Here is a 26,880-nt window from a genome sequence, read left to right as displayed (position 1 = left end):
GTAGTTTTCCAACCAACCGTTTTACGGATCGGGGAAGAGGGTATGCCTCCCAAGCGCACTTGCATGAGCTCTCGCGCAAGTGTCCGCTGATATTCATTTTGTTGGAGTTTCAGGAGGTAAAAATGGATCAGGCAGTCATCGACGCAGATGTCCCGACAGCAGCACACGGAAAGTTTTCCGAAGCAGAGTTACAGATGCTTCGCTACCAACTTGAGGAAGCAGAGTTCGCCAAACTCATTCGATTGGTATCCAGTCTTCCATCAGAGAAATGGGATCAAGCGATCAAGGCCCTCTCCGCTCTGTAGGTGTCATAGATGATCCACCTTGGGGGCAACTCAACGCCTCCGAGGAGGTTGTTGCATGCCTCATTGCGAAAAAGAAAACTCAGACCATCGTGGCTGAGTTCGCCTCGCCAATGATGCTGTTTCCGTCCCAGTTCTTTTTGTGTCCGCGGATTTCACGCGGTGCTGGGCCGAAATAACCTGCTGTTTTCACAAAGTCTCTTGGCTGAAGAATAATCGATGCAATGCGTTGATAGAGCGCTTTGGCAGAAATCGGCTTACACAGCAACTCGTGGATGCCCAGCTTTCTGGCTTCGATAATGCGGCTGCGTTCGGTATGGGCCGTGACCATAATAATCGGGATATAAGCGTACGGATTATTCTGGGTACGGATCATGCGTACCATGTCTGCCCCGTCGAGAATTGGCATAACCCAGTCGAGAATCAGGATATCCGGATTAGCGCGATCCATCGCTTCCAGACCAGACGCTCCGTCTTCCGCTTCGACGATTTTCCGGGCTCCAAAACCTTGAAGCATTGTACGCAGGATTGTGCGCATATAAGCGCTGTCTTCAACCACCAAAAACGATAAGGATGAGAGGTCTATACTCACGCAGTCATGCCCCGGTCACTTGATGTAACCCAATTAAATTAGAACAGAAATTCAGTTATTAGTTACAACGTGTGGCAGAGAACATAACAAATTGCAAGACTGCCCAATTATAGTTCTATGTCAAAGACTATGTCTGCGATATATATAGGCTGATATGCGTTAGGTGAAAAAATCCTTTGATAAATCCGCAATTCCATGGACCGCGTCAATGTGTCCTTCGACAGGGATAAGGATTATCGCTAAGTTTAGGCTAACTCTAAAGTATCGCCGAATAATACCGCCGCAATATAAGGGGCAAAAAATGGACTACCAAAATATCTTCAATGAGGCGATTGCTTCTTTGAAGGATGAAAAACGGTACCGCGTATTTGCTAATCTCGAACGCATTGCAGGGCGTCACCCACACGCACTGTGGCGTAAAGAAAATCAAAACCTCCGTGAAATCGTCATTTGGTGTTCAAACGACTACCTGGGGATGGGCCAACACCCTAAAGTTATTGATGCCATGACAGAAACCGTTCAGCGCATGGGAGCTGGCGCAGGCGGTACGCGTAACATCTCGGGCACGAACTACCCTCTGGTACAGCTTGAAGAAGAACTCGCAGACCTCCACGGAAAAGAAGGCGCCCTCGTTTTCTCAAGTGGTTTTGTTTCCAACGAAGCGTCCATTTCGACAATTGCAAAGTTGCTTCCTGATTGCCTAATCCTGTCTGACCAGCTGAACCACGCTTCCATGATTGCGGGTGTTCGCGGCGCAGGGACTTCTAAGAAAGTATGGCGTCATAATGACCTTGAGCACCTTGAAGACTTGCTCAAGTCTGCTGGGAACGACCGCGCAAAGCTGATTGTGTTTGAATCCGTGTACTCCATGGATGGCGATATCGCACCGATCGAGCGCATTTGTGACCTAGCCGACAAGTACAATGCGATGACCTATATCGACGAAGTGCATGCTGTTGGCATGTACGGTCCGCGCGGCGCAGGTATTGCTGAACGTGACGCGGTCATGGATCGCATCGACATCATTGAAGGAACACTGGCGAAAGCATTCGGTGTGATGGGCGGTTATATCACTGCCTCTCAGACTATCATTGATGCGGTTCGCTCCTATGCTCCAGGCTTCATCTTTACCACTGCTATTCCTCCAGGACTTGCTGCGGCAGCAACAGCTTCCATCAAGCACCTGAAGGAATCCGGTGTAGAGCGCGAAGGTCAGCAGCGTCAGGCACAGCGCACAAAAGATGTACTGAAAGCAGCAGGCCTCCCTGTGATGCCTTCTGACACGCACATCATTCCAGTGCTTGTTGCTGATCCTGATCTATGTAAGCAGGCAACCGATTTGCTGTTGGATAAGCATGGCATCTACATTCAGCCAATCAACTACCCAACAGTTCCACGCGGCACTGAGCGTCTGCGCATCACTCCGGGCCCAGTCCACAACGATGCCCTGATTGATCATCTGCGCGATGCTCTGGTGGATGTATGGCAGACTCTTGAGTTGCCATTCACCGATGCTCCAGCGGAAGAAGATCTGGATGCTGCGCAAGGTCAGGCTGTTTATCAGTTTGCTGGCGGCTAAACGCCACCTCAATTCATTGCAAAAGGCCGGCAAATTTGCTGGCCTTTTTTGTTGCTTTCAAAGCTGCATAGAAAAAGGCTTGAAGCGGGTCGCTTACAAGCCTCTCATTTCATTTCTCTTATCGCTAAATACAGCTCGTGACGCTGAGGTCCCTACTCAGGAAACCTTGCGTTTAGCAGCTTCTACCGGTGTACTGTTTTCCTGCAAATCACCATCATCCAGTATACGCCATTTCGGCCCTTCCATATCATCATACTGACCAGAGCGGAGGGACCATAAAAACGCTACCAAACCTGCGCCACCAAGAAACAACGCAATCGGAATGAGGTAGATTAAGACTTCCATAGTTCTGTTCAGGCCTCCGGATTGGGCTGAGTAGATGAGCCTGCGAGCATTCTCAGGCGTACAGCGTTGAGCGTCACAATAATGGAAGAACCCGACATAGCCAAGGCTGCAACAAGAGGTGTGACAAAACCTAGCACTGCAAACGGCACTGCAATCAAGTTATAGACAACAGAAATGGCGAGATTTTGGTTCATCACCCAACGCGCTTTCTTCGAGATTGTCAGTGCGCTCATAACGGGCGCAAGATTATCTCCCAGGAAGACTGCATCTGCAGCTGCCTGACTGACGTGAACTGCTGAAACGGGCGAGATGGATACGTTTGCTGCCGCGAGCGAGGGTGCATCATTGAGGCCATCACCAACCATAAGAACCTTCTTGCCTTGTGCTTTCAGCTTTTCGATATGGTCGATCTTGTCTTGAGGCTTCATAGCAGCTTGCCAACTTTCAACACTAAGCATCTGCGCTGCGTGTTCGACTGCACCTTTATGGTCACCACTGAGAATTTCAATTGTGTAGCCCGCAGTTTTGAGCTTCCGGATCGTTTCAGTTGCCCCTTCCCTCATAAACTGGCCAACGGGAAGCAATTGTGCAGGCTTGTCTCCAGATTGGAAAGCGACAAAGGAGGCATCCGGTTGCTGCGTTTTTGCTTGTTCGAGCTGCTCATCAGAAACACCACAAAATGCGGGAGAGCCTAGCTTCGCACACATTCCATCGACGACAGCTTCCACCCCTTTGCCCGCAATCTCTTTTGCATCTGGCAGTGCTTGTTGTGCGCCGGTTGCTTTTGCGATGGCCTGAGACAATGGATGTGAAGAAGACAGAGCAAGACGACCCGCCAGCTCTAACTGTTCCGCCGCGAGACCATGCTCCTTTGAGAGTGAAGCTTCTGGCAATGTCAGTGTGCCGGTTTTGTCGAACACAATGGTATCAACTGTCGCCAGACGCTCAATCGCATCACCAGCGTTCAGCAGCACTCGTTCATTAAAGAACAAGCCGCTTGCCACAACCTGAACTGCCGGAATTGCAAGCCCCAAAGCACAAGGGCATGTGATGATGAGAACAGAGATCGCGATGACCAAAGCCGGTTGCCATGCCATGCCGAGCATGATCCAGCCCACGAGTGTCAGAAGCGCAGCGGCGTGCACAACGGGCGCGTAAAGCTGTGAGGCGCGATCTGCGATATGAACGTACTTGGAGCGACCTTCCATAGCCGTTTCCAGAAGTCTGTTCACTTCATCAAGCAGTGTGCCTTTTGCAGCAGCTGTGACTTCAATCTCCAACACGCCGTAGGTGTTCATGGTACCTGCGTAGACGAGGTCCCCTTCCCCAACGGGCTGCAACAAGGTTTCGCCTGTCACCAGACTCTGATCGACTTCTGATGTGCCCGTGGAGATCTTGCCATCGACAGAAATGCGTTCGCCAGCTCTGACCAGAACACGATCACCAATAGACAATTTGGACAGAGGCACATCGAGTGCGCTGCCGTCCTGTTGTATCTTAGCAGCACTCTCGGCTTTCAAAGTCGCGAGGTTTTCCGCAAAAGAACGCGTTTTTCTGCGCATGAGATGATCACAATAACGGCCAACGAGCAGGAAGAACAACAGCATCACTGCGCTATCAAAATAAGCGTGCTCTGCTTCCTGAACGGTTTGCCACATGGAAAGGCCAGTTGCGAGCAACACCCCGATTGTGATTGGCACATCCATATTCAAACGGCCTGTCTTCACAGCCATGTAGGCACTGCGGAAGAAAATGCGGCCAGAGTAAACAACGGTTGGCAGTGCGATTAGCGCGGAAATCCAATGGAAGAAAGACCGGGTCTCAGGATCAATGTCGGATGCGTTACCAGACCAAATTGAGATGGACAACAGCATGATATTCATTGCTGCAAATCCAGAAACGGCCAGTGCGCGCAAGACCTCTTTGCCCACAGCATCGCCGCGGGATTTTACCTGAGCAGGATCAAAAGGATACGCTTTATAGCCCAGCCTTTGGAGAAGATCGACAATAGGAGATGGATTGGTCTTCTCTCCATCCCAGTCCACTGAAAGACGGTGGGATGACAGGTTTACGCGTGCTTTTTCTACACCATCCAATTTCTGGAGGCCACGCTCGATTTCGTACATACATGCAGCACACGTAATACCGTCAACGGCAAGGTCCATATGAGCCTTACCGTCATCGGTATTTGTTACGAATGCAGCCCAATCCCTTTCAGGCGCAGACATGCTATTACCGCCTTACTCAGCGAAGAAAATCTTGTTTTTGGAACGGAAGATCGGAAGTGTTTTGTCACTTCGATCCGCGATTTCTACGACCACGTTCCAGTTGCCCGCACCAATGCCAGATGCATTGGCTACATATTCACCCGCGGAGCGCTCAGACAGAACAAGATCCTGATCAGCTGCGGTGATTGTTGGGCGGTGCAGTTTAACGGTGACCATTTCGCCAGTGATTGGAGCACCAGCTTTGTCTTTAGCCAGAACGCGAATATGGGCAGAGCCATCACCGTTGCGTTCAATGGCAGCATTTACGCTCCAGTTCAGAGCGGCCTGAGCATTCGCCTTGGCGATTTCTTTGTTGTATCGCTGGCTTACCTTGTAGGAGCTATCGACTTCCAGTCCTGGGAAGGTGTCGAGCGCAATATAGATCATAACAGCATTCATAGCGGCGATAGCACCGAAGAACGCGATAAGGCTGAACAGAACCATGCGGCCGGTAATCTGCCGTGGCTTGCGTGGAGACTTGTGGTCTACAGCCATTGTCATATCCTAGCTCCTTTTGGCGGCTCATAAGATGGGGGTGAGCTTCGCCTTTTGATTGTTAAAGTGATAAGGGGCGTACCCCTTATCACGCAAGTTTAATTAGGTGCTTTTACAGCCTGTGACGACTATTTGCCGGGTGCCCGGAAGAAGTCGCTGATCACTGTTGTTTCACCCGTCTCTGTGTCCACCAGCTTAAAGCTCATAGGCAGAGAGCTTGGCATTTCAACGCCAGCTGGAGAGAACACCAGTGCTCGTACAGAACGGGTCGTATCAGCATCTACCGACAAGCTCAGCTGAGTATCCTTTGTCACGTCAGCCGCATTCTTGTGAATGCCCACAACCTCAAAGATAGCCCCTGTAGGCATATCCTCAACGCTAAGCGTGAAAGATTGCTCGTTGTTGTGTTTGTTCAGCAGACGGAGTGAGTAGCCGTTTCTGAAGGACCCGTCACTTTGTTTAACATACAGCGGGTTCCGGTCATGAACGACAGACAAACTCGTCATGGAGCGATTGAGCTGGGCGTACAGCATCCCACCTGCAATCAACGCAATGATTGCTGTATAGACTACAGTACGAGGACGGATCAGACGGTAAACTGCTGTCTCACCTTTCTCACGACGCTCAATGTTATCGTCCGTGTCATATGCGATCAGACCCGTTGGCTTTCCAACCTTGGTCATGATTGAGTCACACGCATCAATACACAGACCACACTGGATGCAATCGAGCTGCGCGCCTTTACGAATGTCGACACCAGTCGGACATGCATAGAAACACTGATTACAGTCGATACAATCACCAGCTGGCAAGCCTTCTGCGATGCGCTTTTTGCTCTCTTTCAAGTGACCACGAGGTTCACCACGGTCGTAGCGATACGTCACATTGAGCGCATGCTCATCCGTAAGAGCTGCCTGAATACGTGGCCAAGGACACATATACACACAGACCTGCTCACGCATGTGACCAGCCAGCGAATAGGTGGTGAACGTCAGGATACCGATCCAGACATAAGCAGAAAATGCAGCCTGACCGGTTGCCAGATCATACACAAGGGTTGGAGCATCCGCGAAGTAAAGAACCCACGCCCCACCAGTCCACCAGGCAATCATCAGCCAGAGGAAGTGCTTCGTTCCCTTTTTGAGAATTTTTTCTGCATTCCAGGGCTGTTTGTCCAGCGTAATCCTTTTGCGGCGATCGCCTTCAATCACGCTTTCTACGCGGAAGAACAGGTCTGTCCAAACTGTCTGCGGGCAAAGATAACCGCACCAGAGACGACCCGCGATAGCATTCATCAAGAACAGACCAACAGCTGCAATGATGAGCAATCCGGCGAGGTAATAGACTTCCTGTGGCCAGATTTCGAGAAAGAAGAAATAACCTCTTTTTCTCTCAAAATCGACGAGAACAGCCTGATCAGGGAGCAAAGGCCCTCTGTCCCAACGGATGAAGGGAGTAAAGTAATAAATTCCAAGGGTAATAAAAAGGATTGCCCATTTGATTTTCCGAAAACGGCCATTTACCTCCATAGGGTAAACTTTAGCCGCTGACGCGAACCAGGCTTCGTCCTCTTCTTTATCGATGGGTTCAACTTGGCTAGACATAATGTCTTCCTCAGTTGGCGATGTGCTTTGTGCAAGTGAAGCGAGGGCACTTACGCGTCCTCGCTTGTGTCGTCATCTCAAAAATATTCAGAGATCTTATTGACCGCCACCGAGTGAGTGAACGTACACAGCCAGTGATTTAACTGTGGTTTCACCCAGACGATCGATCCATGCAGGCATCACACCGTGACGTGGTGCATTCACCTGCGCGATGATGTCTTCTACGGACTTGCCATAGAGATAGGTTGGTGCTGTCAGGTTCGGAGAACCTGTTTCCAGATCACCCTTAGCGTTTTCCATATGACAGGCAGCACAGTTCTCTTCATAGATCACTTTGCCTGCTTCCAGATCAACGCCTTCTTGTGTTGGAAGACCTGCTATAGAACCAACATAGTTCGCAACCTGAACAATCTCTTCTTTTTCAAGCAGCTCATCACGGCCGAATGCAGGCATTTCCGCATACCGGGTTTCGTCATGTTCTGAACGAACACCATAAGAGATCGTGGTTGAGAGGGTGTCCAAGTCACCACCCCAGATCCAGCTGTCGTCCTGAAGGTTAGGATAGCCTTCAAAGCCTGTCGCACCAGTTCCATGACAAGGTGCACAGTTGTCACCGAATGCCACTTCACCCTGAGCCATAGCAAACTCGAGCAGTTCCGGAGTATCACGAATTTCTTCGAGAGATGCTTCGAGAAGCATCTTGCCGGTTTCTGCGCGCTCTGCAGCCGCTACATCAAAGTTCTCCGTTGCAACCGCACGCTGGCTGTAGTTCAGAAGACCTTTTGTATAGCCGTTGACCAATGGCCAACTTGGCATGAGGATCCAGTAGATTACGGACCATACGATGGTGCCGTAGAACATATAGAGCCACCACTTAGGGAGCGGATGATTGAGTTCCTTCAGGCCATCCCATTCGTGACCAGTGGTTTCGACACCCGTTACCTGGTCGATTTCCTTTTTGTGTTCAGCCATTAATCGTCCTCCCGCAGCGGGATCTGTGAAGCATCGTTAAAGCGCTCCCCATTGCTTGGCCAGCAAGCGTAAAGAACTACGCCTGCAAAGATTGCCATGAAATAGAGCAGGCCACCAGTTTGCGCGAAGTGTGCAAGAGCGGTGTAAGTCGCGTCCATCATCTTCTCCTTAGCGCAAGTTGGCTTTTTCGTCGTAGAGGCTAAAGTCTACGAGTGTGCCAAGCATCTGCAGATAAGCCACAAGTGCATCCATCTCAGTCACTTCTTTGGCGTTGCCGTCAAAGTCGCGGATGAGAACATCTGGGTAACGCTCTTCGAACGCTTCCGCTGCATCACTATCAGGCTCGGCCTGAGCGAGGAGATCCACTTTTGCGCTTGCGATCTGTTCCTCGGTATAAGGAACACCATACAATGCATTCACTTTCAGATGGTTCTCGATCTCGATCGTAGAGAGCTTGGCATCCATCAGGAATGGGTAGCCAGGCATCACTGAGGTCGGAGACACTGAGCGTGGGTTGATCAGGTGATCACGCTGCCACTCATCAGAGTACTTGCCGCCTACACGAGCGAGGTCAGGACCAGTACGCTTAGAACCCCATTGGAATGGACGATCGTACATGGATTCCGCTGCCAGCGAGTAGTTGCCGTAGCGCTCCAACTCGTCGCGCATTGGACGGATCTGCTGTGAGTGACATGCATAACAGCCTTCACGCACATAGATGTTACGTCCAACAAGCTCAAGCGGAGTGTAAGGGCGCATGCCCTCAGTTTTCTCAATCGTGCTTTTCAGATAAAAAAGAGGCACGATTTCCACGAGACCGCCGATTGAGATCATGATGATGATGCCAACAATCAGGATCAGCGAGTTTTTCTCGAAGATTTGGTGTTTTTTCCAAGCAGACATTCGTGATCTCCCGATTATTCCGCTGGCGTCAGAGCAGGTTGACCTGCACCTTCGCTCTCAACTGCTTCACCGGCACGAACTGTCATTACGAGGTTGTAAACCATAACGAGAGCACCTGCGAGGAAGAGCAGACCGCCGAATGCACGCATGACATAGAACGGGTACATCGCATCAACTGTTTCGATGAAGGAGTACTCAAGGAAGCCGAGGCTGTCGTAAGCACGCCACATCAGACCCTGCATAATGCCGGATACCCACATTGAACAGATGTAGAACACGATGCCAAGTGTAGAGACCCAGAAGTGCCAGTTAACCAAGCGCAAAGAGTACAATGACTTATTGTAAAGCCAAGGAACCAGGCAATACAGAGCACCGAAGGAGATGTAACCAACCCAGCCGAGTGCGCCAGCGTGTACGTGACCAATCGTCCAGTCAGTGTAGTGTGACAGACCGTTCACAGCACGAATGGACATCAGAGGTCCTTCGAAGGTCGCCATGCCGTAGAATGCAACGGAAACAACCATCATACGCAGAACAGGATCTGTCCGCAGTTTGTCCCAAGCACCTGACAGAGTCATCAGACCGTTGATCATACCACCCCAGGAAGGCATCCAAAGGATGATGGAGAAGGTCATACCGAGCGTGCCCGCCCACTGAGGCAGAGACGTGTAGTGCAAGTGGTGAGGACCAGCCCAGATGTATAGGAAAATCAGAGCCCAAAAGTGCACGATTGACAGACGGTAAGAATACACCGGACGCTCAGCACGCTTTGGAATAAAGTAATACATGATTGCCAGGAAGCCAGCAGTCAGGAAGAAGCCAACAGCGTTATGGCCATACCACCACTGCACCATCGCATCTTGAACGCCGCCCCAAACAATATAGGATTTAGTCGAGTAGATGCTGACAGGAATAGACGCGTTGTTGAACAAATGCAGAACTGCAATTGTCACGATAAACGCGAGGTAGAACCAGTTCGCTACGTAAATGTGAGCTTCTTTGCGACGCCAGATTGGCCCCAAGAATGTCAACAGGTAGGCCACCCAGACAATAGTCAGCAGCAAATCTGCGTACCATTCTGGTTCGGCGTATTCTTTACTCTGTGTAACACCAAGCAGGTAACCTGTACCCGCAACAACGATGAACAGATTATAACCCAGAACAACAAACCAAGGCGAAATCGTACCCATCAGACGGGCCTGACACGTGCGCTGCACAACGTAGAACGATGTTGCAATCAACACGTTTCCGCCAAATGCGAAAATCACGGCTGAAGTATGGAGAGGACGGAGACGCCCAAAATTGGTCCAAGGCAGATCAAAGTTCAACGCTGGGAATGCCAACTGCGAAGCGATAATCACGCCGACGGAAAAGCCTGCGATACCCCAAAAAACAGAAGCCCAAGTCGCAAATTTTACGGGCCCCATATTATAGTTCGGTTTGCCGTTAATCTCTAACGGTGCCGGACTGTTATTTCCGTCGAAGTATCGGCGAAAAATAAAGAAGATACCCGCCAGTGATGCTAATGCAATCAAAGCGGTATGAAATGCCAAGACCTGATCCCAGGTTTTCCCTGCAATGATCAGACAGAAAATCGCTGCTACCAAAAGAAGTACGGTGTAACCGCCTTCTTCAAGTGACAGATATCTGACTTTCCGCTCACCCATGATGTTCGCCCCATATAAAGTAAACAAGTTCGTCCAGATAGGACTACTTGAGCGTAGTTCTATGGGTGGCAAATTGCCCCGCCCTTGATACATGTCAAAAAGAACTCGAACAAAAAAAATAAAATTACTCTAATTCGCAACTACACCCCCCATTATTGGGTTTTCGTCATATATTACATGAATTTAGGGCAAGATGCGTTGTTTTGGCGCAGCTTGAAGCGAGTTTCACTGGTTCCTGAGAAAGTTAGCGTAATTTGATAGGTGAAGCGGAGGCGGCACGCATACATAGAATCATGATTAGCTAGATAAGTTCTCAATTTCATACCGCAGCGCACCAAACTCTCGCAGCGAAACTCGACCTAGGTGGCAACCGAATTTTCCGTAGGATCTGTTTTTTGCGCGCAGGTTGGCCCCAGCACGTATCTGGTCACAACCGGCATGAACGCTAAAAGTCCCATAAAGCGAGCTAACTGGTGGGTGGCAACGAACACCGGATCAATGTCCAGCAGGATCGATATAAGAAGCATTGCTTCCATACCTCCGGGAGCAAAGGCCAGAAAAACCTTATCGAATGAGATGTCCAGAGCCCAAGACGTCACCAGCGCCCCTGTTAGCGCAACTGACAGACTGATCGCAAACACCACAAGAGACGTGCCAAGCATGGGCTTTAGGGTGCTGCTTTCCATTTTCCCAATATAGAGGCCTACATTGGTTCCCATGATTACGTAGCAAGGTATGGCAAGCCAAGCAGGCAAGGTAAACTCTAAAATCCCCGTGGAGTTAAGAGCAGCACTGGCAAAGAATGCCCCGGTGAGCAGCCCAGCAGGCGCCTTCAGCCTTAAGGCCAGCATTGCAAAGATCGTGCAGATCAGAAGAGCAGCTATGAGTTCAACTACAACCGTTGGACTGAACGCCACTTCGGCATCTTTAGTTATAACGTCGGCTACCTCATTTGAATCGACCATATTTGTGACAATCAAAGGCAGAACAGCAATCAAAATGAAGAGGCGCACGAGCTGGACAATCATAATTCGGTCCATGGGCGCTCCCCTCTCAAGGGCGAGCGCAGCCGTCATTCCCAGTGCGCCCGGCAAACCTGCGAAGAATGCCTCATCCCTACCCCATTTGCATTTTTTGTAAGCGTAAAGGTAGACCGTTGTGGTGATGCCGCCGACAACAGCACCCAGTGCTAACATCGACAAAGGCCACAAAGAGGCCCCCTCCCAGAAATCTGGAGAGACAGCAGTCCCCATTGCAGCTCCGATAAATATGGAATTTGTGGAGGTTAGATGCTTAGGAAACGTGAAATCCTGATTAGCGATCAAAGGCAGAGAAAGAGATTTCGCCAGAACCAAGACAACCATCGGCCCTGCCAGAAAACCAGCAGGAAGAGAAAGCAGTTCAAAGACAGCTGCTCCTGCCCCTCCAAGCGCAAGAACTCCAATTAAACTCAGAATGTCTTTTCCGCTCACGGCTTTACCTCCTCATGTCGTCACGACACAAGAAGTACAAATCGCAATTCATATGATCAATCTTGATAGAACCAATCAATATATAATTTCAATCAGAGAGTTTAGAACTGTTCGCAAACAGCCACGAATTGCTTGAAGGGACTTGAGTTTTTTAAAAACTCAGTGTTGTTGACAGGGATCAAAGTTCAATTAGTCCATTTGCGTATGGTAGCGTCATGACCGATCTAGAGCAAAAATATGCGTCCTTGAACGTACCCCGTTATACCTCCTATCCAACAGCTCCTCACTTCAGTGAAGCTGTGACGCCATCTCTCTATGGTGACTGGCTGGAGAGTATTCCTCATGACACTCCTTTGTCGCTTTATCTGCATGTGCCGTTTTGTCAGGAAATGTGCCATTACTGCGGATGTAACACCAAGGCGACACGCAAGATGGCGCCGGTGCTTGCGTATGTGGAGTTGATGCTCAAAGAGATCGACCTTGTGCTGAAGCGCCTTGGTACAGGCCGTCTGGTGCACCACATCCATTGGGGTGGCGGCACACCAAGCCTCGTTCCGCGCGAAGCCTTTCTGAAGATTGTCGAAAAGCTGAAGGACAACTTCGTTTTCTCCGAGGACATTGAGCACGCGATCGAGCTCGATCCGAGAACCGTTGGTGATTATCTGGCCGAGACACTTAAGATGGCTGGCATCACACGGACCAGTCTGGGCGTTCAGGACTTTGATGAAGACGTTCAGAAACAGATTGGCCGCATTCAGCCCTACAAAACAGTGATGAAGGCTGTTACCGCTCTTCGTAATGTTGGATTGAACGATATCAATTTTGATTTGATGTATGGGTTACCGGGACAATCTGAGCAGACAATTCGCGAGACAGTTGAGTACACCAAAGAACTTGCGCCGGGCCGTGTTGCTCTGTTCGGTTACGCGCACGTGCCTTGGTTCAAGAAACACCAACAGCTGATCAAAGAAGAGAACCTGCCAGGCGCGAACGAGCGTATCCGTCTTTCAGACGTTTCTCGCGATGCGCTTGTCGATGCAGGCTATGAAGTGATCGGTCTTGACCACTTTGCTCTGCCAACGGACGAGATGGCAATCGCCTTGAAGGAAGGCCGCCTACGCCGGAACTTCCAAGGGTACACCACCGACACTGCTGATACCTTGATCGGCTTCGGTTGCAGCTCCATCGGCTTCTTGCCACAGGGCTATGTGCAAACGACACCATCAGCTCGCGAATGGGAGCGTATGGTTGTTGATGATGTACTGCCGATCAAGAAAGGCATTGCCGTTGATCAGGTCGATCTGTGCCGTGCTGAAATCATCATGCAGCTGATGACCTACTATGAGGTCGATTACGCAGCCACTGCAGAAAAGCACGGATTGCCCGTCAGTGAGTTTGACAGCATTCCAGCTGAGATGCAGGAAATGATCGATGATGGCGTTGCGACCCTTGAGGGAACGGTTGTTACAGTGACAGATGCAGGCCGACGCTATGTTCGCGTCGTGGCAGCGGCGTTTGATACTTACCTTGCAACTCAGCAAGCACAGCACTCTGTCGCGGTATAATCCCGATCTGATCCAAAGATGAAAGAAGCGGCCTTTATGGGCCGCTTTTCTTTTGTCCATACAACAAAAAAGGCGCTGAGTTTTCAGCGCCTGTTTCATTCATGTACTGCGGATGCCTTATCAGGACATCTTTGCTCTAGAAGTGAGCTTCTTAGTGCATACCAGTCAGCTGACAGATGCCACAAATGTTGGTGATGTGGATGCTGTCCTGTTTTTCAACCTTGATCAGGCCGCGACGCTTCAACTGAGAGATCACACGGCTTACGGTTTCAATGGTCAGGCCGAGATAGTCGGCAATTTCCTGACGGGTCATGGACAGTGCAACAGTCTTGGTATCTGGTCGACCCTCTTCATTCGGGCCTGAGCAGCCGTGTCCACCACGGTTTGGCACCAAGCTCATCAGGAAGGTAGAAACGCGCTCCAGTGCGGATTTACGGCCCAGCAGAACTGTGTGCTCGTGAAGGATCTCCATCTGGGACAGCAAGCAACGATTTACATAGTGCTGCATCATCGGAGAAGTAGAGATCTCGCGGCTTTCGAAAACCTGCAGCTCAACTTCGGTCAGCGCTTCAGCCGTGCAGTCAAAGAAGTCACGGTTAGAGAAACCGAGCATATCGCCTTCACGCAGAATATAGACCACCTGGCGACGTCCGTCCGGAAGCAGCTTGTAGAGCATCATAACCCCACGCACGACTTCATAGAGGCGCTCTGCCTTATCACCTTCATAGAAAAGCACGTCATGCGCAGACAAACGCTGCTTACGACCAAGATGCTTTCCCGCGGCTTCTGGCTGCTTGAAGTTTTCCTGACAACCGTTGAATGGTGCCTGGCCATCAAGGTCGCTAAGCTTTGTCAATGTGGCCGATACCATAATCCCTCCTCGCGGATATCTCCGCAAACATCGTGCCTGGGCAAGTAGCGAGAACTATTCGTCTATTCTCTAAATGCCGCTTGGCCATGGCAAACATCCGTCATTGCTTGCCTGACCTGTTGATGCAGATTTACTGATTAGAATGCAACGTCAAAATACGCATTAAAACTTATGGAGCAGGTTCATATCTTAGTAATTTGATCTGAAACAATCGAAATTTTGCGTTAGATCAAGTTTACACGTACACCAATAAATCCTGTTCTTTCAATGGCTTACGAACAACAGGCGTTGTGGTGATTTTTGGCAAATCTCGCGTGATCTTCCAGAGAGGCTGGCCGCTGATTGCGACAATTTGTGGCGCCTCATCCAAAGCAGCAACCTTCTCAATCAGATCAGATCCCGCCAATCCGGGAAGGTGCAGATCAACAAAGACAGTGTCATCTATACGAGGTGAAGCATCTGAGAGAAACGATTCTCCATCTGCAAAAGCAGCGCATGAGAGTTCGAGGCTCTCAAACATCCTGGCAATTGCATCTCGCACAGATACATCATCTTCGACAATATAGATCACAACAAACCCCAGCGTTGTTCTCGTAGCTCATGAGACAAAGCACAAAGGTGCAGCACTTTGTCTCACCAGTCACCATAACCAAGCGCCGGGGTCTTGTAATGCGTAGTAACACTCGGGAATAACAAGATTGGCCGAAAGTATAGCCAGTCATTCCCTATGAAGTTGCGCTACATCAAGCAGCTGGTGGCTCACCTGTGAGGACGATGCGGACGAGATCCGCAGCATTACGTGCACCAAGTTTTTCCATGATGCGCGCGCGGTGAACTTCAACAGTACGTGGAGAGATCTTGAGGTTTCTACCAGCTTCCTTATTGGAAGAACCAGCAGTGATCTCAGTCAGCACCTGACGTTCGCGTGGCGTCAAAGTTTCTGCGCCAGGGAATGTCAGTGTATTTGCACCACTCGCCTGCGCGTTTCTGGAAACAGCTTCACGCACACGGGAAATGATAGATTCAACGTCAAATGGCTTTTCAATGAAGTCGTAAGCGCCTGATTTGATCGCTTCAACAGCCATTGGGATATCACCCTGACCGGAAATGATAAAGATTGGTGCAGGGAAGTTCTCACCATTCAGGCTTTTCAGAATATCAATGCCTGAGCGTCCTGGCATATGAACGTCAAGAAGAACACAGTTCGGTGTTTCTTCTTCTACCCCACCAAGAAACTCTTCAGCATTCGCAAAGGATTTTACGCGAAACCCTTCTGTTTCAAACAGCAGAGAAAGCGCGTCGCGAACCGCTGGGTCATCGTCAACAATATGGATCACAGACGGCATGGTCATGATTGCTCAGGTCCTTATTCTTGTTGTTCTAAACAACAGCTTCAGCTTAGCTTGTTGCTTTTGAGTTTACCGGGAGCCTCAAAGTGAAGGTTGCACCTTTACCTTCCTCATATGGCTCAACAAGTAAATCGCCACCATGGTTTTGGGCTATACTCCGAGAAATCGCAAGTCCAATACCTAAACCGCGCCGCTTTGTCCCAGTAAAGGCCTTGAAAAGGTGCGACACTGCTTCCTCATCCAGCCCTGGTCCGGTGTCCATAACCTTAACAAACACATTGTCATCGTCACGTTCGACAGAAACAACTACTTGCTTAACAGGTTGATCCTTTACGGCTTCGCCTGCATTTCGGATCAAGTTTACAAGAATCTGTTGTATTTGTACGGAGTCCAACTCAAGCTGGTAGTTATAGTCCACGAAAGTAGAGATGAACTCGACATCATCCGCTTCGTGCCCTACCCGAACGAGTTCAAGGCAATCATCAATGAGTGTTGCAAGACCGGTTCCGATGCATTGCGGAGCCTGCCGTTCGACAAAGTTACGCATTCGCTGGATGATCTGACCAGCACGTTCAGCCTCCACCACAGCCTTATCCATCAGGCTGATCATAGGATCATCAGGCTGATCGGCAGCTCTTGCACGGCGCGCTGCCGTTTGCAGATAGAGCATCAGAGCCGTGAGTGGCTGATTAACTTCGTGTGCAATCGCCGCGCCCATTTCGTCCAGCGCGTTCACTCGGGTCATCGTCACCAGGTTAGATTGCAGCACACGAAGGCGTTCTTCATATTCCTTGGTTGCCCGTAGATCTTTCAGGACGCCAATGAACTGATGACCGCTTTCTGTCTGAGCTTCGCCAACGGACAGCTCTATTGGAATTTCGGTTCCGTCTTTATGGCGACCGACGACTTCGCGGCCAATGCCGACAACTTTCGGGTCTCCGGATTTCAGATAGTTCCGAATGAACTGGTCATGCTGCTTAGCAGTGGCGCTCGGCATCAGTGTGTTGACATTCTTGCCAACGACTTCGGCGCTCTTGTAGCCAAACATGTTCTCGCAAGCACGGTTATAGATCAGGATCGTTCCATTATCATCGATGACGATGATGCCATTAACGGCTGTATCCAGAACACTGTGCAAGCATGAAGAGGAGACCATAGTAGTTTCCTAGTTGTTGTAGGCGTACCCGTACGCTTATCTAAACGGGTATCTAGATGGGTATTTTGACTAATCAGCTATCCCATGGCCTGAGCTAGGTCAATCACCTAGCCTGCGACTGATTTAACGATTAATTCCCGCTAATTCATTGATATATTATATAGGAGACGAGCATTCTCTAAACCTGAGCGTGTAAATCTGGAGTTTGAAGACATTGGAAGCGAGGCTGCCCTCCGGCTAGATAATGCATTTACCTATTGTAAAACCCAGAGAACCCTTAGGTTAGTTTATGTAAAATATTATTTTACGAGTTTTGGGTCGCGACGCAAAATCATTGCGGAATTTGGAATAAGACTAAGTAGAGTAAACCAAAAGTAGTAAGCGTGTTCACCTATACGGCGCGTATATGTCGCAGCATATATCATACTCTGAGCCCGGGTTTTCCACCGTAGCACAACGTTTCTGGCTCTTTTCGCGCGGTATCGAAGCCCCTTCCTTGAGTCGTGTGCGGCAATTGAAATTTTATTTCGCACTCACAAATCGGGGTCAGGAGATCGGATCTGATGGTTTTGTGCCAGTTCTGTAAGTGCTTTGAAGTTGGCACGTATTGAAAACTCATGCTGCAGTTGCAAAAGGTTCAATCGCAATCCGTTGAGAAGCAACAGCTCATCATGACCATGCAAACGTTTGTGAACCGGTAGGCTACAAAAGATCTTCGAGACCTGTGTAGCCGCAATGTCTGCAACACTGCGGGCTGGCACTAAAGCATCCGTACGCATTTTAGTCGACATGTTCTGAGCTAAGGCATTCCATTCCTGCGCAGAGCAAACGGAAGCTTCCTGATGCTCAACCAAGATTTCCTTGAGCAGTTGCCCGATCATGCCAGCAAGATCCTGCGGGTCCATTCTCGTTTTTTGCCGCAACACAATGAGAGCCATTTCGCCCACGAGCTCCACAGTGATGGAGAAGGAGCTCCAGCGGGAGGCTTCTAGAGCCTGCTGAAAATCGTCCTCATCAAGCAGTGTCTTCCAATGGACACCAGCCCGAGAGCGGGAGTATTCCTGCACATTCTTGTAAGTCAGATACGCCGCACTGCGCCCAAGATACCCCTTTAACTTAACAAGGGTATCCAAGTCGGATCTATAAAAGAAGAAAGCATAGATGCGCTTCAGCCAGCTTGGACTGTCGAGAGATACATTCTCGATATTTTCAAAGGCACCCAGCAGGTTCTCTTTGGTAGAATTGCGTTGTTGTCCCAACTCATAGCCTTTCGTCGCGGTCGGAAAAATCTACGGTTACAAAGACGCAATAACTCGTATTGAACTCTTGCCTTTCACAAAAGATCGGTCAACTGTGCAACATTGAGAGACAAAAAACACTTAATGGAAGTAACGGACCTACCAGTCCGGCGGGGGAAGCATGCTTCAAGGTTGGATCGTAGTCCTTGTCGCTTTGGCATATATACTGCTCTTATTTGTTATCGCGAGTTACGGTGACAAAGTCGCCAAGAACCGCGTTAAAAAGACAAGAGGGCGGCCACTCATCTATGCCCTCTCGCTCTCCGTTTATTGTACATCATGGACATTTTTTGGATCTGTCGGATCTGCTTCGAGAAATGGTTTCGAGTTTATTGCCATTTACCTCGGGCCTATCCTCGTGTTCGCTTTTGGGTTTCCGCTGATCCTGCGGGTGATCCAACTTGCGAAGGCAGAAAAGATTACATCCGTTGCCGACTTTATTGCCGCTAGGTATGGCAAAAACCCTATGGTTGGCGCGATTGTCACATTGATCGCCTTTATCGGCATGATCCCCTACATCGCCCTTCAACTGAAGGCGCTGGATCTGTCTGTCGGCACGATTGTGCTGCATCCCTTGTTGTCACTTGATGATGCGGAGATTTCGATCTTTGGTGATGAGACACTGATGATCGCCATTTTTATGGCTGTGTTTACGTGGTTGTTCGGCACCCGTCATATTGATGCAACCGAGCACCAAGAAGGCCTGATGCTGTCCATCGCGACTGAAGCTGTTGTTAAGCTCGTTGCTTTTCTTGCGATCGGTATTTGGGTTACCTTCATGCTGTTTGATGGGCCATGGGATCTCCTGCACGCTTCCTTTGCCAACACCAACAGCTCACAGGACCTGTTCACGAATATCAATGCCAGCAAGTGGGCAGTTATCACGCTCCTGTCTTTATTCTCGATTGTGCTTCTGCCGCGCCAGTTCCATGTGACAGTGACGGAATACAACAGTGAAGCTGAGTTGAAACGGGCGACATGGCTGTTTCCAAGCTACCTGATCGCCATCAATCTGTTCGTCGTGCCCATTGCCCTTGCAGGTATGACTATTTTAGGCAACACGGTCGACCCGGACATGTTCGTGCTGGCGCTGCCTCGTGCTTATGATGCTGACTGGTTGACCCTGCTCGTGTTTATTGGTGGTCTTTCTGCAGCAACTGCCATGGTGATTGTGACCACCGTCGCGCTTTCCATCATGGTTTCCAATGATCTGGTGATGCCGATTATTCTGCGCCGGCGTAGTGAAGACGAGATTATCTCGACTTCGGGCGAAGACATGAGCCAGCTGGTGCTGGGCATTCGGCGCATGTCGATCTTCCTCGTCATTCTTGGAAGTTATGTCTACTACCGCGTTGCGGGTGATAGTGCGGCTCTTTCGAGCATCGGCCTTCTCTCTTTTGCAGCAATTGCGCAGTTCGCTCCTGCCTTTATCGGCGGCTTGATCTGGCGCAGAGCGACGGCGCGCGGCGCGATTGCCAGTATGACGGCTGGATTTGCAGTCTGGTTCTACACTCTGCTGCTTCCAGTCTTTGCGCGGGAGAGTATCTTTGGCTCAAACATCCTTAGTAACGGCCCGTTCGGCATAGGGTTCCTGAAGCCTGAAGCATTGCTTTATCTTGATATGGATCCGTTTGTGCACGGCGTACTCTGGAGCCTTTTGTCGGGACTGCTGTTTTACGTGGTCTTCTCACTCACGCGGCAACCAACTGCGATTGAACGCATTCAGGCCAACACCTTTGTACCCACTGGGATTGCACAGGCCCCCGCCCTACGGAAGCTGCGGACAACAGTGACGATCGGAGATCTACAAGCAACGATTTCTCGTTATGTTGGAGAAGAGCGGACACAGCGCTCCTTTGATACTTATGCTGCGGAGCATCGCATCACGATGGACAGCAGCGAAGAAGCCGATGCCGTGATCCTGCGTTTTTCCGAGCAACTGCTTGCCAGTGCAATCGGATCAGCGTCCGCACGACTGGTGCTTTCTCTTCTCCTCAAACGGCGGGACCCGGGCACTCAGGAAGCCATCAAACTGCTGGATGATGCGACCGAGGCCATCCAATATAACCGCGATCTTTTGCAGATCGCGCTCGACCAAGTGCGGCAGGGTATCTCCGTTTATGACAAGGATCTGCGTCTGATCTGCTGGAACCGGCAGTATCGCGAGATGTTGATGTTGCCGGCGAAATTTGGACAAGTCGGTACTTCGCTTGAGGAGATGATCCGCCATATTGCAGAGGCAGGCGAGTTTGGTGATGGCGACGTGGACGAGATTGTCGGTCTGCGCATGCACAATTTCATCAATCGCCAAGAGACCTATCAGGAGCATCTGGTCAGCACTGGAACAGTGTTGGAAGTGCGCACCAGCCCAATGCCCTATGGTGGCCTGGTTACCAGTTACACTGATATTACTGAGCGTGTTTTTGCAGAGGAAGCTCTTGCCCGAGCCAATGAGAATTTGGAGCAGCGGGTTCGGGACCGGACCGAAGAGCTGACGAAGGTGAATGAGCAGCTCGAGGCTGCCAAGAAGACGGCTGAGCTGGCTTATCAGGACAAAACGCGGTTCCTGGCTGCTGCAAGCCATGACATTTTACAGCCGTTGAATGCAGCGCGACTTTATTCTTCTACTCTGACTGATCGTTTCATGGACGGAGACCCGGAAGACCGCAAACTGGTTAGCAATATCGAGGCATCGCTGGAGTCAGTAGAAGAGATCATTGGTGCGGTCCTCGATATTTCCCGTCTGGATACCCGAGCGTTCAAGGCAGAGATTTCGACATTCCGCCTTGATGATATTCTCAATCCATTACGCGTAGAGTTCACTCCAATTGCCAAGGAAAAAGGGCTCAAGCTCACAATCCGCAGCACAGATGTTTGTGTGCGCTCAGATCGACGTCTTTTGCGGCGTTTGCTGCAGAACCTCATTTCGAATGGGTTGAAGTACACCACAAAAGGTGGCGTCGTAGTTGGTGTTCGCAAGATTAAGAACAATATGGCAAATATTGAGGTCTACGATAGCGGGATCGGCATTCCAGAAAAGCAGCAGGAGCTGATTTTCAAGGAATTCCGCCGCCTTGATGATGGCGCACGCATTGCCTCCGGGCTTGGGCTTGGCCTTTCTATCGTGGAACGCATTAGTAAGGTGTTGGCGCTCAACGTGGCACTCAAATCTCAGGATGGGAGAGGCTCTCGCTTCTCTCTTGCCATTAAAGAGGCCATGAGTGTACCAGTTGCTGCAAAGCAAGCTCAGCCCAGTGCTATCGTCAGTCAGCTGGCTGGTCTCAATGTGCTGGCTATCGATAATGAACCGCAGATTCTGGAGGGCATGGAGTCTTTGTTGCGTACATGGAAATGTAACGTGCTGACGGCTCCAAATGCGCAGGATGCTGCCAAGGCAATCTATGCCAGCAAGACGCAACCAGACATCATTCTGGCAGATTACCATCTGGATCAGGGAACTGGCATTGAAGCCGTTGTGCACCTGCGCTGGAAGTTTGGCGTGCACTTCCCTGCCATGCTTATTACGGCAGACAGAACGGCAGAAGTGCGAACAGAGGCCTCTGACAAAGATATGGAGATGATCCATAAGCCGCTGAAACCAGCTATACTGCGAGCACACCTGATGCGGTGCAAGGCAGCTCTCGGGGACACATGATCTTTCAGGGGTGACACATTTGGCATTGCCAACAAAAAAGGCGCTCCAAAGAGCGCCTTTTTTCGTAGATCAACTCGAAGAATACCTAGCCAGCAATGCTTTGCCACTGACCAGCTTCGATCTTTGCCGCTGCAATGACTGCCTGTGTCCGACTTTCAACGCCAAGCTTCTGCAAAATAGCAGAAACGTGTGCTTTTACAGTCGCTTCCGATACAGACAATTCATAGGCGATCTGCTTGTTCAGCAAACCTTGCGAAAGCATCATCAACACGCGCACTTGCTGCGGTGTTAAAGAGGCCAGACGCTGAGCCATTTTGGTTGCTTCATCAACGGTGTTCAGGTCAATGTCTGGTGGAATCCAAACGCCTCCCTCCAGAACTACTGAAACACCATCCTGAATAACATCAATACCAAGTGACTTTGGAATATACCCGGACGCGCCAAACTCAATGGCACTGCGAATTGTAGTCGGATCTTCTGTTCCGGAAACGACAACAATTGGCACACCCACATATTGAGCACGCAAGTACATTAATCCAGAGAACCCTCGCATGCCCGGCATGGACAGATCCAAAAGGATCATGTCTACGTCTTCCTCCCGATCGAGCGCAGCGGTGACTTCATCAAGGCTCCCAGCCTCGATAATCTTTACCGATGCGAACTGTTTCTCGATTGTTTGACGCATTGCACCACGGAACAGCGGGTGGTCATCAGCGATAATAAAGCGGTGGACCGCGTTGTGCACGCTGTGCTCCTCCATTTCTTGTCGTGGACTGCCTCCAATGACCTTCGATCCGTCTCGTCGAAATAAGATCATCAGATGTACAGTTTTCGACGCCTCGGGAGCTTGAACGAGATTTTCGCAGCTCTCCCAAAACGCCACGATAGATATTTTACAACCTTAGAACTCCTTGGAGTCTCAACCAGTCGCATCCCCCTATACAAAAGCATTATGCGAAACAGGGAGGTGCTGGCAAGCATGAAGTTGATTGTTTTCACTCATCTCACGCACTTTTACCACAAAACCGTCAGTAATCATTAAGATATTGCAAGAAGGCATGCATAGAACTCAAGAGTTGCTCCCAAAATATGGGTCTCCCAAATCCTGCGTTTTTCTGTTTTCTGAACTTCGAGGATTGGGGATTAGTATTAGGTAGTAGAATTTTAGTCTAGCGGTTCGCTTGCGGGACTGTAGAGTATGTATACGTTGGGTAATCATTACTGGAGGTGGGAGTGCGTACACCAAATAGAGTCGCCTATTGGACCAAAACACGTGCACTCATGGCTGCAACGCTCATTCTCTGGCTCATCTTCTTTGGCATCGCTGTCTATTATGGAGCACCCGGCTCTTATCCCAATGCGCATCAAAATGAGCTGAGTGGGCTTTTGGGTTCTCTATCAAACAGTTATGTGTGGGGATGCCTCCTATTTTTTGTCGCCAGTATCCTGATCTCGTGGTTTTGCGGCGCACAGGACAGGCTTGATGAAAGCAACACAGGCTCTTCGCAGCAGCAGGGGAGCACATCATGACACTCTCCAGCCTCGATCCTCATCCTTCACAATACAAAGGCCTTCCGCTTGCGCTTTGTCTGTTCACGCTCGCACTCTTTTTGCTGACCGGTCTACTCGCCGTTATGGAAAAAGCTGGCGTTGTTGTCGTGCTCATCGAAGCGTTGATGGCTTTGCTGCCATTGCTGGTATTTGCCATGGTGGGTATTCTAGCGCGGACTATGAAGCTCTCTGAGTATCATTGGGGCGGCAAGAATGTGCCGGCAAGCTTGACGGGTGTAACCTTAGCTGCGTGCTTTGTTGGTGGCAGCTTCTTTCCGTTGTTCCTCTCTATGGTTTTCTTGCCAGAATACATGAGCTTCCCAATTGTATTAGGATGGGTGAGCAGTCTTGTCTTATGTGCGGTGCTCTTTGCCTCTCCTCTCAGGAAGTTTGGTTCGGCGACGGTTCCGGAGTTTCTGGGTGTCCGTTTGCAGAGCAATTTGGTGCGGTTGATTGCCAGTGGTCTGGTTGTTCTCGTTGGTATTCCTCTCCTGTGCACCGAGATGCTGATTGGTGGTCAGGTTCTGGCAACATCTCTCAACGCGACCTCAACGACGGGCATTCTGCTCTTTTCAATGGTGTTGCTCATTTCTGTTGTGCTTGGTGGTATTAGCGGAGCTGTGTGGACACAGGCTCTGCAAGGTGTGCTGATGGTGTTTGCCTGCCTTTCGCCAGTCATCCTGCTTGGTTTAGACCAGCTAACCTCACCTATGGTTTCCGAGAATGTTGGTTTCACCAGTGTTGTCAGTACTTCGCTCACAGAGCAACTCACCGCGATCATTGATATTGAGAATACAAGTATCGGCTGGTTCCTGATGCAGGGGCCATATGCTGGCGGTCTCTGGCCGTTGATTGGCACAGCTCTCTTCTTTGCTATTGGCATGGCTAGCCTTCCCCACTTTCTCAGCAAGTTCCAGGGAACAGGAAGTTCAGCATCTGCTCGTCGCGCTGCCGGATATTCTCTTTCTTTCCTTTTGCTTTTGATGGTTGTTGGGTCGGCCTATTTCCTGTTGCTAGCGGATGAACGGCTTCAGAACCTGCTTGGACCGAATGCACTTGATCAGGGCCATCAAAGCGGTCTCATTGCGGCGCTGATCAGGTCTGGGATTGTTGCAGCAGCACTTGCTGCAAGCTCTGCACTCTTGATGGCGCTTTCAACAAGCGTTTCGCGAGATCTCATTGAGGTTTTGGTGTTGCCGCGTGCCTCACTCAACCAGAAAATCGTGCTGGCACGTGTTGTGGTTCTGGTGATTTGTGCCTTTGTCACCTATCTTGCCTATAGCGAGAGCTTGTTATTTTTGGACATGTTGACATTGTCGCTTTCCCTTGCAGCGGCTGCCTTCTTTCCTGTGCTTGTACTTTCATGCTGGTGGAGCAGATTTCACGCGACAGCGGCATACAGCGCAATGCTCTCAGGTAGCTTGGCAACCCTGTTTTACGCTCTTGCCGTGACCAGTGGTTCCACTGGCTTCTGGTTTGGTTTTCCTGCTGAGATGGGCGGATTGCTCGGCGTGTTCTTAGGATTTGCCGTCGGAATTTCACTCTCCTACGTTACTTTTTCCGAGGATGAGCGTCATTTTTATCTGGCAAGTTTATTGGAGCAACCAGGCGAACGAGACCTCTCGATAGATCTACCTGACACTTCTGACAAGGATGAACCAGAAGAACTCATAGAGATTAAGATGTAATTTTCAGAAAGTTGTAAGTAAACTCTTACAAGCACTGACCGTCGTTTGTAGTCCATTTACGCCGATTCCAATTTACAACTTCCGCTAAGTCGAATTCAATAGAGCTGCGTCTATAGTTTATCTCCAATAGAAGCCTAGGAGAAACCTATGGACGCTTTACAACGTGCTGCCCGTGCCAGTGTTGCTCGTATCTGCGGATTTTATTGCCTCGGCGTGCTCCTGATTATGGCAGCGCTCAGCTTTGATCCGGCCAGTTCTTTCCGTACAGGCGCTATGCTTGCAATCACTCTGAGTGCTGTTCTTATTTACAAAGCCTGGATTATGCCAAACGGTAAGCATGACGGCGATGATGCGTGGGCCCTGATCAAGGGACAGGACAGCAGCGGGCAAGACCCAAACAGAATGCAAAGCGACGCGCTACGCACCGCCTATCATGAGTATTCCAAGCGGGCGATGGTTATCGCTCTGGGGCTCTGGTTCGTCAGCGTTGTAGCTAGTATTTCTGACTGACTGCTGTCAGTCGTCAGGAACCAAGATAATGCAGAGTCATGGAGCGTCGATGCGGCGCTCTTCTATGTTCGATCAGGTAGATCCCCTGCCAGGTCCCCAAATCCAACTCGCCGTCGACCACCGGTATTTGCAGAGATACTCCTGTGAGCATGGTTTTGATATGCGCAGGCATATCGTCCGGGCCTTCATAGGAATGGAGCCACCCACCATTTTCAGGCGCGAGATTTGCCAGAGCCTTTTGCAGGTCCTGCAAAACTGTCGGATCAGCATTATCCTGAATGGTGACAGAGGCCGAGGTGTGCCGAACGAACAATGTGAGCAGTCCATCTTTTAATTGGAGTGACTTGGCCCAATCCCGGATCTCTTTGGTAACTTCATAAAAGCCCAATCCCTCCGTCATGAACACCAGTCGTCCCATGGACTGAGAAAGCTGCGTCTGACCACTATCAATGGTCCAGACTTCGCAGCTGTTCTTCGTTTTTGACCAACCCGACATGCTCGAAATCCATCCCCTTATTATTCGTTAATTAAGATCGTGTCGTTGTCATTGACGCGAGATTGCGCGACAACTTCTATAACAAACATATTGGCAACATTTTATTGTCGCTTCCGGAGAAACTACATGTCTGAGAATTTCGCTCCTCTGTCGATAAGTCAAGAGGCCGTCGCTGAAGCAAAGGCATTTAACAAGGAAATGACGGAGCAGCTGCGCGCGCTTCCTGATCCATGGAGTTTCCCCCCTACTGTCACCCGTGAACGCCGGTTACAGGGGCTTGGTGCGTTTCCTATCCCCACCTACTCGGAGCAAGCTGAAGATCTGGAGATTGAAGGGCAGCATGGTTCTATTCCCCTACGGCTCTTCAAAGCTGATAAAAACTCATCAAAAGGTGTGATAATTCATTTCCATGGTGGAGGCTTTGTTTTCGGCTCTGCCTCCTTTCAGGATCCTTATCTGGAGAGCATGGCAAATAACACTGGGCTTGACGTAGTTTCAGTTGAATATCGCCTTGCTCCGGAACATCCTTTCCCGCAAGGACCT

Annotated in this window: 25 protein-coding genes; 8 read left to right on the top strand and 17 right to left on the bottom strand. The window is 50.1% G+C overall.

All coding sequences use genetic code 11. The features are described from left to right. The first annotated feature begins 122 nt into the window (after positions 1–122). The gene (locus PsW74_RS02970) at positions 123–305 is read left to right on the top strand and encodes a hypothetical protein (RefSeq protein WP_057464977.1); all 183 of its coding nucleotides are present in this window, start codon (positions 123–125) and stop codon (positions 303–305) included. A 79-nt stretch (positions 306–384) separates the two neighbouring features. Here the strand turns inward: PsW74_RS02970 and PsW74_RS02965 are convergent, their stop codons facing one another. Next, a complete protein-coding gene (locus tag PsW74_RS02965; RefSeq protein ID WP_082597066.1) occupies positions 385–894 on the bottom strand; it encodes a response regulator in 510 nt (169 codons plus the stop codon). Between the two features lie 301 nt (positions 895–1,195). Between PsW74_RS02965 and hemA the strand changes: the two genes are divergently transcribed. After that, positions 1,196–2,473: a 5-aminolevulinate synthase gene (hemA, locus tag PsW74_RS02960; RefSeq protein ID WP_057464975.1), complete on the top strand. Its 1,278-nt coding sequence runs from the start codon at positions 1,196–1,198 to the stop codon at positions 2,471–2,473. 156 nt (positions 2,474–2,629) lie between these two features. Here the strand turns inward: hemA and ccoS are convergent, their stop codons facing one another. The 9 genes from ccoS to PsW74_RS02915 all read right to left on the bottom strand — a co-directional run bounded on the left by ccoS (position 2,630) and on the right by PsW74_RS02915 (position 12,198). Beyond that, on the bottom strand, positions 2,630–2,818 hold the full coding sequence (gene ccoS / locus PsW74_RS02955) for a cbb3-type cytochrome oxidase assembly protein CcoS (RefSeq protein WP_057464974.1): 189 nt from the start codon (positions 2,816–2,818) through the stop codon (positions 2,630–2,632). Between the two features lie 8 nt (positions 2,819–2,826). Beyond that, entirely contained in the window at positions 2,827–5,046 is a 2,220-nt protein-coding gene (locus PsW74_RS02950; RefSeq protein ID WP_063287343.1) for a cation-translocating P-type ATPase, read from the bottom strand. 12 nt (positions 5,047–5,058) lie between these two features. Continuing rightward, entirely contained in the window at positions 5,059–5,586 is a 528-nt protein-coding gene (locus PsW74_RS02945) for a FixH family protein (RefSeq protein WP_063287342.1), read from the bottom strand. 122 nt (positions 5,587–5,708) lie between these two features. Further along, positions 5,709–7,109: a cytochrome c oxidase accessory protein CcoG gene (gene ccoG / locus PsW74_RS02940; protein ID WP_063287453.1), complete on the bottom strand. Its 1,401-nt coding sequence runs from the start codon at positions 7,107–7,109 to the stop codon at positions 5,709–5,711. 171 nt (positions 7,110–7,280) lie between these two features. Next, positions 7,281–8,156: a cytochrome-c oxidase, cbb3-type subunit III gene (gene ccoP / locus PsW74_RS02935; protein WP_057464971.1), complete on the bottom strand. Its 876-nt coding sequence runs from the start codon at positions 8,154–8,156 to the stop codon at positions 7,281–7,283. Next, positions 8,156–8,314, bottom strand: a complete 159-nt coding sequence (locus PsW74_RS02930) for a cbb3-type cytochrome c oxidase subunit 3 (RefSeq protein WP_057464970.1) — start codon at positions 8,312–8,314, stop codon at positions 8,156–8,158. The genes ccoP and PsW74_RS02930 overlap by 1 nt, the downstream gene beginning before the upstream one ends. A 10-nt stretch (positions 8,315–8,324) precedes the next feature. After that, positions 8,325–9,059: a cytochrome-c oxidase, cbb3-type subunit II gene (gene ccoO, locus PsW74_RS02925; RefSeq protein ID WP_063287341.1), complete on the bottom strand. Its 735-nt coding sequence runs from the start codon at positions 9,057–9,059 to the stop codon at positions 8,325–8,327. Between the two features lie 14 nt (positions 9,060–9,073). Further along, positions 9,074–10,726, bottom strand: coding sequence for a cytochrome-c oxidase, cbb3-type subunit I (gene ccoN / locus PsW74_RS02920; protein ID WP_057464968.1), 1,653 nt, complete (start codon positions 10,724–10,726; stop codon positions 9,074–9,076). Positions 10,727–11,085: 359 nt separating this feature from the next. Further along, positions 11,086–12,198 (bottom strand): AbrB family transcriptional regulator, encoded by a 1,113-nt coding sequence (locus PsW74_RS02915; protein WP_063287340.1) that lies wholly within the window; start codon positions 12,196–12,198, stop codon positions 11,086–11,088. A 215-nt stretch (positions 12,199–12,413) separates the two neighbouring features. Between PsW74_RS02915 and hemN the strand changes: the two genes are divergently transcribed. Continuing rightward, positions 12,414–13,763: an oxygen-independent coproporphyrinogen III oxidase gene (hemN, locus tag PsW74_RS02910; RefSeq protein WP_063287339.1), complete on the top strand. Its 1,350-nt coding sequence runs from the start codon at positions 12,414–12,416 to the stop codon at positions 13,761–13,763. 151 nt (positions 13,764–13,914) lie between these two features. On the opposite strand, the gene PsW74_RS02905 is transcribed toward hemN, so the two are convergent. The 5 genes from PsW74_RS02905 to PsW74_RS02885 form a co-directional block, all read right to left on the bottom strand. Further along, entirely contained in the window at positions 13,915–14,634 is a 720-nt protein-coding gene (locus PsW74_RS02905; RefSeq protein ID WP_063287338.1) for a helix-turn-helix domain-containing protein, read from the bottom strand. Positions 14,635–14,869: 235 nt separating this feature from the next. Further along, positions 14,870–15,205, bottom strand: coding sequence for a response regulator (locus PsW74_RS02900; protein WP_057464964.1), 336 nt, complete (start codon positions 15,203–15,205; stop codon positions 14,870–14,872). Positions 15,206–15,377: 172 nt separating this feature from the next. Beyond that, complete coding sequence (locus PsW74_RS02895; RefSeq protein ID WP_181952038.1) at positions 15,378–15,980, bottom strand: response regulator; 603 nt, start codon at positions 15,978–15,980, stop codon at positions 15,378–15,380. A gap of 52 nt (positions 15,981–16,032) precedes the next feature. After that, positions 16,033–17,139, bottom strand: coding sequence for a PAS domain S-box protein (locus tag PsW74_RS02890; RefSeq protein WP_057464962.1), 1,107 nt, complete (start codon positions 17,137–17,139; stop codon positions 16,033–16,035). A 533-nt stretch (positions 17,140–17,672) separates the two neighbouring features. Then, entirely contained in the window at positions 17,673–18,398 is a 726-nt protein-coding gene (locus PsW74_RS02885; protein WP_063287337.1) for a hypothetical protein, read from the bottom strand. A gap of 160 nt (positions 18,399–18,558) precedes the next feature. Between PsW74_RS02885 and PsW74_RS02880 the strand changes: the two genes are divergently transcribed. After that, entirely contained in the window at positions 18,559–22,092 is a 3,534-nt protein-coding gene (locus PsW74_RS02880; protein WP_208987807.1) for a PAS domain-containing hybrid sensor histidine kinase/response regulator, read from the top strand. An 85-nt stretch (positions 22,093–22,177) separates the two neighbouring features. Here the strand turns inward: PsW74_RS02880 and PsW74_RS02875 are convergent, their stop codons facing one another. Further along, complete coding sequence (locus PsW74_RS02875; RefSeq protein WP_008550072.1) at positions 22,178–22,837, bottom strand: response regulator transcription factor; 660 nt, start codon at positions 22,835–22,837, stop codon at positions 22,178–22,180. A gap of 488 nt (positions 22,838–23,325) precedes the next feature. Between PsW74_RS02875 and PsW74_RS02870 the strand changes: the two genes are divergently transcribed. The 3 genes from PsW74_RS02870 to PsW74_RS02860 all read left to right on the top strand — a co-directional run bounded on the left by PsW74_RS02870 (position 23,326) and on the right by PsW74_RS02860 (position 25,841). Further along, positions 23,326–23,622 carry a hypothetical protein gene (locus PsW74_RS02870; protein WP_208987806.1) on the top strand — a complete coding sequence of 99 codons (297 nt, stop codon included), beginning with the start codon at positions 23,326–23,328 and terminating at the stop codon, positions 23,620–23,622. Continuing rightward, entirely contained in the window at positions 23,619–25,331 is a 1,713-nt protein-coding gene (locus tag PsW74_RS02865; protein ID WP_063287336.1) for a sodium:solute symporter, read from the top strand. The genes PsW74_RS02870 and PsW74_RS02865 overlap by 4 nt, the downstream gene beginning before the upstream one ends. Before the next feature lie 147 nt (positions 25,332–25,478). Further along, complete coding sequence (locus tag PsW74_RS02860; RefSeq protein WP_063287335.1) at positions 25,479–25,841, top strand: hypothetical protein; 363 nt, start codon at positions 25,479–25,481, stop codon at positions 25,839–25,841. Between the two features lie 13 nt (positions 25,842–25,854). Here PsW74_RS02860 and PsW74_RS02855 read toward each other — a convergent pair whose 3' ends face one another. Beyond that, the gene (locus PsW74_RS02855) at positions 25,855–26,259 is read right to left on the bottom strand and encodes a secondary thiamine-phosphate synthase enzyme YjbQ (protein ID WP_206599909.1); all 405 of its coding nucleotides are present in this window, start codon (positions 26,257–26,259) and stop codon (positions 25,855–25,857) included. A 204-nt stretch (positions 26,260–26,463) separates the two neighbouring features. On the opposite strand from PsW74_RS02855, the gene PsW74_RS29230 reads away from it, so the two are divergent. Next, positions 26,464–26,880: alpha/beta hydrolase (locus tag PsW74_RS29230; RefSeq protein ID WP_208987805.1), on the top strand; the 417-nt coding region annotated here is incomplete at its 3' end.

Origin of the sequence: Pseudovibrio sp. W74 (assembly GCF_001623085.1) — a bacterium.
In the GTDB taxonomy this organism is placed as follows: Bacteria; Pseudomonadota; Alphaproteobacteria; order Rhizobiales; family Stappiaceae; genus Pseudovibrio.
Note: the sequence above shows the minus strand (reverse complement) of the source record. Positions and strands in the feature narration are given on the sequence as shown.